Below are 2859 nucleotides of genomic sequence, written 5' to 3'. Positions count from 1 at the left end.
GCTTCGGCACCCGCACCTGCGTCTCGAAATCGACGCGGTAGAGACCGAAGCGCTGGCCGTAGCCGAAGATCCACTCGAAATTGTCCATCAGGCTCCAGAGGAAATAGCCGCGGATTGGCACGCCCTCGGCGATCGCGCGTTRCATCTGGGTCAGATAGTTGCGCAGGAACATGATGCGGTCGAGGTCGTAGACCTGGCCGTCGGCGGCGAGCTTGTCCTCGGAAGACGTACCGTTCTCGCTGATATAGATGGTGTTGATGTTCCAGATCTTCGCGGCGATGCGCGGCGCCCAGTAGATCACCTCGGGGCCGATCCGCAGCCACTCCGAATTCATGTGCGGAAACGAGGACGGGAACGGCAGCACGCGGAAGCCCGGCGCGCGGTCGGAGGCCGTGACGTAGTATTGCGGCGCGTAGATATTGAGGCCGACGAAATCGTTTGGCGTGCCGATGATCTTCAACTCCTCGGCCGTGAATTTCGGCGCGTCGGGGCCGGCATAGGCGAGGAAGCCGTCGGTGTATTTGCCTTCCAGCACCACGCCGAGGAAGCCGGCATTGAGCTCGCGCGTTGCGATCTCGGCGGCGCGGATGTTCTCCGGCGTCGCGATCGCCGGCACGCAGGCCGCGATGTTCTCGGCCGCACCCACGCGGGTACCGGCGCGGCCCGAGGCGCGGATCGCCTGCACCGCGAGCCCATGCGCCAGCGCGACGTGATGGCGGGCCTGGTTCAGCTGCGCTGGCGGCAGCTTGAGGCCGGGCGCATCGATGCCCCAGCCATAGCCGAAATTCACGAAGCGTCCGACCTCGTTCACGGTGAAGATGTTCTTCACGCGATCGGTCAGGCGCTGGGCGACGTAAGCGGCATAGTCGGCAARGGCCTTTGAGGTGTCGCTGGACTGCCAGCCGCCGACACGGTCCTGGAGCGCCTGCGGCAGGTCCCAGTGATAGAGCGTCGCGTAGGGTTCGATGCCGTTCGCGAGCAGCTCATCGACGAGGCGATTGTAGAAATCGAGCCCCTTGGCATTGGGGAGCCCCGCGCCGTCCGGAAATACCCGCGGCCATGCGATCGAGAAGCGGTAGGCCTTGACGCCGAGCTCCCTGATCAGCCCGACGTCTTTCTTGTAGCGATGATAATGCTCGTTGGCGCGGTCGCCGGTGGTGCCGTCCTCGATCTTGCCGGGCGTGTGGCTAAAGGTGTCCCAGATCGACTTGCCGCGGCCGTCCTCGCCGACGGCGCCTTCGATCTGGTAGGACGAGGTCGCCGTTCCCCACAGAAAATCCTTCGGGAAGCGCGCCGGCGCGTGGCGCTCGATCGATGCGGGCGTTTCGTTTTCGGCAGCGCTGGCGCCTGCCGCCGCGCCGAGCGCGGCGAGGCCGGCGAGCTTTGCAAATATGCGGCGTGAGACATCAGCGAGCATCGCTATCTCCCCGCCTGCTGCATATCGATCTGATAGGCCGAAATCCGGTCGATCTCGAATGCGACGCGCGGCGGCGATTCCGCATCGACGGGACCGACGCCGACAAAGAACTTCGATCCGATCGCGAGATTGACGATCATGTACATCGGATCGTCGAAGCCGATCGGGACCTTGATATCGGAGACCGGCCTGCGATCGATGAAATAGACCAGCCGATCCTCCTCCCACAGCACACCGTAATTGTGGAATGCGTGCGAAGCGTCGCCGACCGTGAAGTCGAAGCCGCAGGACTGGATCCTCTGGGTCGACGGAATCCGCCAATGCGTCGTCATCACGAGATCGCCGGGCCGCTCGCCACGGCCTTCCAGCACGTCGACCTCGGGCGGCCAGCCGCCGTCATCCGCCAGCATCCAGAAGGCCGGCCACACCGCGTGGCCGACCGGGATCTTGGCGCGGATCTCGAAATAGCCGTGCTTCTGCGCGAACGTGCCCTGAGTCGTGAGTAACCCGGAGACGTACTCGTTGTTGAACAGCACGGACTTCAGCTCCGGCGGCGTGCGGCTCGCCACGATCGACAGCACGCCGTCCTTCACCTTGAAGGGATCGAGCCCGAGCGGCGCGGTCGCGCGGCCGGCGTAGCGCGGATCGACATAGATCTGCTGCTCGCCATTGGCGCTGGTCTTGCGCTTGAAGTCGGAGCCGTCGCCGCCCCAATAGCGTGCTTCGGGCCAGGCGGCACCGCCGGCATAATGCGGCACCCAGCGTCCCTTCGCGAGCGGATGCTCGTCGAAATCGTCATTGAAAGTCCGGCGCAACGGCAGAAACGCGAGCGACGCGGGATTGACGCTCTCCAGCCTGCGGCACGCGATCATGGAGGGATCGGTCGTGACTTGCAGTGACAAGTTGCCCGGCGCGCCATCAAGATCGTCCTGCGCGACGCCCGATGCAGGCGTGGCAGACAGACCGATCGYGACCAAAATGCCCTTCGCCCAACGGCCGATCATCACCGCACATCCGAGGAAGACGTCAGGTTAGCCCTTCCGCGTTCCCGCGGACAAGCGGGCCGCGCGATGTCACCCGGCGAATTCAAAGGGAACATTTCGATATCGCACGCAAATGCGCGGGAAATCGCGGCATCGCACCGCAAGACTGGTGACGAACTGGGCCTGATCCCGCTGCTCCGCCAGGGCGGACGTTCGAGACCGAAGGCGGTCTGAATTCCAAGCGGCCGGCGGCGTCGGACGCCATCGGCACCCGCTAAAATCCTTATCCTTTCGTTACCGTCCCTTAAGTCTCTGAAGGCAATCTCGGCCGTGATTGGYGGCCCGGCGTCCGGGCCCGCCGCCCTGCCGGTCCGAGGCTGCCGCCCATGTTCGCCGAGACGTTGGAATCGATTCAGTCCTCGCCATCGAAGCGAACGATATATGTGCGCGGCCTGGTGG

General features: G+C 64.6%; 2 protein-coding genes. Both read right to left on the bottom strand.

Going from position 1 to position 2859, the window contains the following annotated elements; all coding sequences use genetic code 11:
- Positions 1–1417 (bottom strand): GH1 family beta-glucosidase (locus ACXJL8_RS38180; RefSeq protein WP_456686720.1); only part of this gene is annotated, 1417 nt, incomplete at its 3' end.
- A gap of 2 nt (positions 1418–1419) precedes the next feature.
- Positions 1420–2421, bottom strand: a complete 1002-nt coding sequence (locus tag ACXJL8_RS38175; RefSeq protein WP_456686719.1) for a glycoside hydrolase family 16 protein — start codon at positions 2419–2421, stop codon at positions 1420–1422.
- Between the last annotated feature and the right edge of the window lie 438 nt (positions 2422–2859).

The organism is Bradyrhizobium sp. P5_C11_2, assembly GCF_054049755.1.
Note: the sequence above shows the minus strand (reverse complement) of the source record. Positions and strands in the feature narration are given on the sequence as shown.